At 53.9% G+C, this 588-nt stretch carries 1 protein-coding gene; it reads right to left on the bottom strand.

The genetic code is table 11. The annotated features are described in order from the left end of the window. Nucleotides 1-145 (bottom strand): IS66 family insertion sequence element accessory protein TnpA (gene tnpA, locus PZA18_RS25565; protein WP_407951217.1); only part of this gene is annotated, 145 nt, incomplete at its 3' end. Between the last annotated feature and the right edge of the window lie 443 nt (nt 146-588).

The raw sequence follows: 588 nt of genomic DNA, 5'->3' as shown, positions 1-588 counted from the left end.
GCCGACGCAGCCGCTTCACCCAATACAGGAAGCTCGGCAAGGCCAAACCCTGCTGTTCACAATACGCCTCCGCCTTCAAACCACTGCTACGCCACCTCGCTACCTGTGCTTCCCGCTCTGTCCATGACTCACATGACTGCACCATCACCTGACTCCCACCAATCAAATCCCGGAGTTTCGTGGCTGGGTGACCGCAGCGCTAGGTGGTGGGATCGGACGCTTACTCATAAATACTGATACCAAGCGAACAGGTAACGCGTATCAGTACCGTGGTACTGATATTGCTGATGTCAGGCTAGTTGTCGCGCTGATCGTTTGAAGGGAAAGAAAACGGGGGCGGAGAAAGTCATGAGATGTTGCGGTATACCGAAGAGCGGAAAGAAGCGGTACTGAAGAAGTTACTTCCCCCGATCAACAGGTCGGTGGCGGCCGTGTCGAGGGAAGAAAGGATATCCGGGGCGTGTCAATCGGCACCCAATTTTTTCCAGCGACCGGCATCCAAAAGTTTCCATCTGATCATCCGATTTTGGCCTGACTCCTGCGCTGCTTGAACCGGAACGAATCATTCCCTGTTTCCAGTATTTCGCA

This window comes from Parachitinimonas caeni (assembly GCF_030129945.1).
Taxonomy (GTDB): Bacteria; Pseudomonadota; Gammaproteobacteria; order Burkholderiales; family Chitinimonadaceae; genus Parachitinimonas; species Parachitinimonas caeni.
The sequence above is the reverse complement of the archived record's forward strand: the minus strand, read 5'-3'. Positions and strand labels throughout refer to the sequence as shown.